Source organism: Edaphobacter sp. (assembly GCF_035532915.1).
Lineage (GTDB): Bacteria > Acidobacteriota > Terriglobia > Terriglobales > Acidobacteriaceae > Edaphobacter.
Genome location: NZ_DATKQC010000192.1, coordinates 1 through 5952 on the forward strand (window position 1 = coordinate 1; position 5952 = coordinate 5952).

Genomic DNA, 5952 nt, shown 5'->3' on the forward strand with positions numbered 1-5952 from the left:
CGAAGCCTTCGTCGCCGATAGCAAGGCCGTGGACGCGCTGGTCAGTGATTACTCGACGGATGCTGACCGACTTCAGCAGCATCTTTCAACGATTATCGCGTCACCGTCGCAGTATTTGGACGTTGAGAAGCTTAAAGCCGAGAAGGCGCTACTCGACTCTCGCATCGCAAGCAACAAACAGCGCCTCGCTCAGAAGAAGAAGGAGCCAAGCCAGGTCATCGACCTCGACTCCATTGCCAATGTAATGACCTCTATCACCGGCTTGATTGACAACGCGAATCAAGCAGTAGCGAAGCATAATCAGATGGTCAAGAACCTAGGCCGCGAACGGACTACGCTAATCTCTCAGGTATGGAAGTACATCATTGAAGTTGGCCTTAAATCTGCTCTCGCTGATTACGATGCGAAGAAATCGAATCTCGACAAGGCGATTAAGGGGATTCGGGATACTATCGAGGCGGCAACAGCAGAACGGCAGCAGAAACAGACCGACCTACGGGACCTTGAAAAAAGCATCACGAGCATCAAGCCGACGATCGATGCCATCAATTCCATACTCAAGTCCTATGGGTTTCTGAGCTTCTCATTGGCGCTTGCAGGCAACGGCACGCACTACAAAATCCTTCGGCAAAATGGGGACGATGCCCGGCACTCTCTGAGCGAAGGCGAAAAGACTTTCATCACCTTCTTGTACTTTTACCATCTACTCAAGGGTAGTGATTCGGAGTCGGGCATCACGTCCAACCGCGTGGTCGTTTTTGACGACCCGGTTTCAAGCCTCGACAGCGACATCCTCTTTATCGTGAGCAGCCTGATCAGAGGTGTCATCGATGAGGTACGGAACAATTCCGGGCAGATCAAGCAGGTCTTCGTCTTGACGCACAACGTGTATTTCCACAAGGAGGTCACGTACAACAGCAGGCGCCAGGACCGGGCCATGAACGAGGAAACGTTCTGGGTAATTCGCAAGTCCGACCCGGTTTCGCGGATTGAAAAGCACACGACGAACCCAATCAAGACGTCCTACGAATTGCTCTGGGCAGAGGTAAAGAATCCCAACCGGTCCAAGCTGACCATTCAGAACACGTTACGTCGGATCTTGGAGAACTACTTCAAGATTCTCGGCGGAATGAACCTCGACGTTCTCTGTTCCAAATTCGAGGGAAAAGACAGGCTGATTGTCAACTCTCTCGTCACCTGGACACATGACGGGTCGCATTTTGCGAATGACGATCTTTACCAGACCGTAGACGATGGGATGGTGGAGGGCTATTTGCGCGTCTTCCGGGCAATATTTGAGAAGACTGACCATCTTGCCCACTACAAGATGATGATTGGCGAGACTGATGTTGAGCCACCCGCAGAGAAAGAGGTTGCATGAAGCAGAAGCAAAAACTGAAGTTGACGTGGATTGGCAAGGAGAACCGGCCGAAGCTGGAGCCGCGTATCTTGCTGGAAGACCCGGAGAAGAGCTACCACGCCAAGCAGCGCGTGACCGAGAACGACATCTTTGATAACCGGCTGGTCTTCGGCGACAACCTGCTCGCGCTCAAGGCACTGCAAACCACACGCAATCAGAAACGGAAAGACCTCTTTGTCGCAGAGGATGAAGTCGAACCTCGCCGGGGCGCCTTGATTGCTGATATCGAGGCTCGCATGACCAAGGACCGGAAACTGGAGACGCTTTTTACTATTCGATGGAGGCTGGTCTAGCCTATCGTGGAAGTCGTTTGCTTCAGATATCTTTGTTCATCTGCTGATCGCGCCAGTCGCGATATGAGGGAATCATGGGCCATTTAGTTCCATGCACTTGCGTAGGAAACGAGGGTTGCTCGCGCTGTGGAGGATCAGGTTCCTACAGGACTGGATTTCCATCGAATAACTACAGCGCTCCAAGAAAGAAAGCGCGCATCCCAACTCCGGAAAAGAAGATGCGCATCCCAACTCCGCAACCTGTTCTGGAAGATCCAGTCATACGGCCGAAACCAGTAAGACGAGTAAAGCACGAGCGCCTGTTTGGATGCGCTCATTGCGGCTTCAGCGGTACTCGCGACGCTCTGAAGGAGCACAGGCTCACACACCATGCGCCGTCAATTCAACTTGTACGGAAGCTGGCTAAAACGAGAGTACCCCAGAAAAGGAACCGCCCAGAATCGCAGGAGCTTGTAACTCCCAAAGAGAAGAAGACTGGGAAGCGTCTATCTGCCGTGAGGCATGGCGAGCAAGCTGACTCGGCTGCATCAAGCAAACTTCGCGAGCAGTTGATCGCCCAGGGGATCATCACTCCCGTGTTGGAATCTCGGCAGCGAGAACCGAAAACACCAGTGCACAAAGCCGGAAAGAAGGCGGGGAACTCTCACGCTGAGATGCGCACATGTGCGATCTGCGATCAACCATATACGCTCGGAGATTTCGAAAAACACCTGGAGACTGTATGCAGAAGAGAAGCGGCCAAGAGCGTCGAAACACCGACAGAGGGAAAGACTGTAAAGAAACCTAAAGGAAGGAAACGATCGATTCCGATCCCAGTTGCGAAGGAATCGAAAGAAATCCTGCAAAGGCTGGATAGTCTGTTCAATGTAGTTTCTCAACGGAAGCTGGAGCGGCGGATGGAGAAAACCGGGACTAAGGAACAGGGAGCATAGGGAATGCCGCCAAAGCAAAAACTGGAACTGACGTGGATTGGCAAGGAGAACCGGCCGAAGCTGGAGCCGCGCATCTTGCTGGAAGACCCGGAGAAGAGCTACCACGCCAAGCAGCGCGTGACGAAGGACGACATCTTCGATAACCGCCTGATCTTTGGCGACAACCTGCTTGCGCTCAAGGCGCTGGAGCAGGAATTCGCTGGCAAGGTGAAATGCGTCTTCATCGATCCGCCGTACAACACCGGCTCTGCCTTCACACACTATGACGATGGAGTGGAGCATTCCATCTGGCTTTCCCTCATGCGTGACCGCTTGGAATTAATTCGCTGCCTGCTCGCCGACAACGGCTCTCTCTGGATTACTATCGACGACAATGAAGCGCATTACCTGAAGGTCATGTGCGACGAGGTGTTCGGAAGGACAAACTTCATCCACAATGTCGTTTGGGAAAAGGTATTTGCATCCAAGAATTCCTCGCAGTTCTTTTCTGCAAATCACGACCACATCCTTCTTTTTGCTAAGAACAAAGAAGCATGGAAGCGTAACCTCCTTCCGAGGAGCGAAGAAAGCAAAACCGACTACAAGAATCCTGACAATGACCCTCGTGGTCCTTGGATTTCAGTGGCACTATCCGCTAGGAATTTTTACAGTCTTGGGAGTTGGTCCACTGTCTCTCCAAATGGCAGACCTATCGACGGTCCACCCAAGGGAAGATATTGGACAGTTTCGCCCACCAAGTTCGCTGAACTCTGCTCTGACAACAGGATCACTTGGGGAAAAGACGGCGGTGGAATACCGCGTAGAAAAGTATTTCTCTCAGAGGTGCAAAGCGGTATGGTTCCACCTACGATCTGGAGCCATTCAGACGCCGGAAATACACAAGAAGCCAAGAAGGAAGTCAATGCAGTCTTGTCTTCCGGCACTGATGTGTTCAGTACTCCAAAGCCTGAGAAACTGCTGAGGCAAATCTTGTATATAGCAACGAATCCTGGAGATCTCGTTCTTGACTCATTCGCAGGTTCCGGCACAACTGGCGCAGTTGCTCATAAGATGGGCCGCCACTGGATCATGGTCGAACTTGGGGAGCACTGCCATACGCATATCATTCCGCGCCTCAAGAAGGTCATCGACGGCGAAGATGAAGGCGGTATCACGAAGACCGTGGATTGGAAGGGCGGTGGCGGATTCCGCTACTACCACATTGCCCCAACACTTCTCGAAAAGGATGCCTTCGATAACCTTGTCATCAGCAAGCAATACAACCCGGCTATGCTGGCCGAGGCGATGTGCAAGCTGATGGGCTTTACCTACGCGCCAAGCGAAGAGATCTACTGGCAGCAGGGCCACTCCACCGAGACGGACTTTATCTACGTGACCACGCAGACTCTGACCCGCGACCATCTGGCGGCGCTGAGCGAAGAGGTTGGCAGGAAGCGTTCCTTACTGGTCTGCTGCTCCGCATTTCGCGGCAAGCCGGACGCCTTTTCAAACCTGACGCTGAAGAAGATTCCCTCCGCCGTGCTGCACAAGTGCGAGTGGGGCCATGACGACTACAGCCTAAATGTCGCCAACCTGCCCAAAGCGCCGGAGCCGGAGCCTGTACCCGTGATGGCCGGGCAGAAGCTGGAGCCAAAGCAGGCACGCAAGCGCAAGGCGCGCATCGACACCGCTCCCGGTCTCTTTGGCAATGTCGAGGAAGGGGGTGCGGAATGAGCGCGAACAGCAAACAGCAACTGTGGGCCATCTCGAACCGCCTGAGCCTTCGTCCGCCACAGCGGGAGTCGGTGGAGATTCTCGACCAGGTATGCGAACTGCTTCCGCTGGCCAAGGACACCGACACCGCGCAGGCGCTGGAGGCAATCCGCTCCGCGTTCCCCTCGGTCGCGGACTTTGAGCGCGACTTCGCGTCGCTGTGCTTTGCGCTGGCGACCGGCGTGGGCAAGACGCGCCTGATGGGAGCCTTCGTCGCCTACCTGAACCAGGCATGGAGTATCCGGCACTTTTTTGTGCTGGCCCCGAACCTAACTATCTACAACAAGCTGATCGCCGACTTTACGCCGGGCTCGCCGAAGTACGTCTTTCAGGGGCTATCGGACTTCGCCATCAATCCGCCGGAGATCATTACCGGCGACAACTACGAGAGCGGGCGCGGTATCCGCTCCGCCGATCTCTTCGGGGATACCGGCGTCCACATCAACATCTTCAATATCTCGAAGATCAACGCCGAAGTGCGCGGCGATAAAGAGCCGCGTATCAAGCGGCTCCAGGAGTACATCGGCGAGAGCTACTTCGAGTATTTGTCGAAGCTGGACGATCTCGTTCTACTGATGGACGAGAGTCACCGCTATCGCGGCAAGGCAGGGATGCGTGCGATCAACGAACTGAAGCCTATCCTGGGTTTGGAACTGACGGCGACTCCGCAGATAGAGAACGGGAACCGGACTACGGACTTCAAGAACGTCATCTACAGCTACCCGCTGGCCTCAGCCTTGCGCGATGGCTTTGTGAAGGAACCTTCTGTCGCCACGAGAGAGAACTTCCGCGCGGAAAACTACGATGAAGGCGCGCTCGAAACACTGAAGCTGCAGGACGGCATCCGCGTCCACGAACACACGAAGGTGCAGCTCGACATCTACTCGCGGGATACGGGAAAGCCGCTGGTAAAGCCCTTCATGCTGGTTGTGGCCAAGGACACAAGCCATGCCGGCGACTTGCTGAAGAAGATCGAGGCGGACGACTTCTTTGATGGGCGTTACAAGGGGTGCGTGATTACCGTTCACTCCAACCAGAGTGGCGAAGAGAAGGACGAAACCGTTCAACAGTTGCTGAGCGTGGAGGACCCGGCCAATCCGACCGAGATCGTGGTCCACGTGAACATGCTCAAGGAAGGCTGGGACGTAACCAATCTTTATACGATTGTTCCGCTGCGCGCTGCGAACTCGAAGACGTTGGTCGAGCAGTCCATCGGGCGCGGCCTACGCTTACCCTATGGAAAGCGGACCGGGGTTGCCGATGTCGATCGGCTGACAATCGTCTCGCATGACAAGTTCCAGGAGATCGTGGATCACGCCAACGATCCCAACTCCATTATTCGCACGGGCGTTGTCATAGGCAGGGATATTCCTGACACGCCGACCCGGGCTGTTACGATTGCACCCACGATTTTGTCGGTACTGGGCCTCGCACCGCAGGCGGCTCCCGGCGACGGTGCGCAAGTTTCGACTCCCACTCAACAGCCACTCTTTACGACGGAGCCGGAGCGAAAGGTTGCCGAGGCAACACTGCATGTGATTCACCTAGAATTCGA

At 54.6% G+C, this 5952-nt stretch carries 5 protein-coding genes; all 5 read left to right on the forward strand.

Going from position 1 to position 5952, the window contains the following annotated elements; translation table 11 throughout:
• Window positions 1-1381 (forward strand): AAA family ATPase (locus VMU57_RS09130; protein WP_325382645.1); only part of this gene is annotated, 1381 nt, incomplete at its 5' end.
• Window positions 1378-1713: a hypothetical protein gene (locus VMU57_RS09135; RefSeq protein WP_325382647.1), complete on the forward strand. Its 336-nt coding sequence runs from the start codon at window positions 1378-1380 to the stop codon at window positions 1711-1713. The genes VMU57_RS09130 and VMU57_RS09135, both read left to right, overlap by 4 nt.
• 494 nt (window positions 1714-2207) lie before the next feature.
• On the forward strand, window positions 2208-2645 hold the full coding sequence (locus tag VMU57_RS09140) for a hypothetical protein (protein ID WP_325382649.1): 438 nt from the start codon (window positions 2208-2210) through the stop codon (window positions 2643-2645).
• 3 nt (window positions 2646-2648) lie between these two features.
• The gene (locus VMU57_RS09145) at window positions 2649-4358 is read left to right on the forward strand and encodes a site-specific DNA-methyltransferase (RefSeq protein ID WP_325382651.1); all 1710 of its coding nucleotides are present in this window, start codon (window positions 2649-2651) and stop codon (window positions 4356-4358) included.
• Window positions 4355-5952 (forward strand): DEAD/DEAH box helicase (locus tag VMU57_RS09150; RefSeq protein ID WP_325382652.1); only part of this gene is annotated, 1598 nt, incomplete at its 3' end. The genes VMU57_RS09145 and VMU57_RS09150, both read left to right, overlap by 4 nt.

What these genes read in the sequence shown, in the direction of transcription:
- VMU57_RS09135 (WP_325382647.1), top strand. Translation starts at nt 1,378, where the DNA reads ATGAAGCAGAAGCAAAAACTGAAGTTGACGTGGATTGGCAAGGAGAAC.
- VMU57_RS09145 (WP_325382651.1), top strand. Translation starts at nt 2,649, where the DNA reads ATGCCGCCAAAGCAAAAACTGGAACTGACGTGGATTGGCAAGGAGAAC.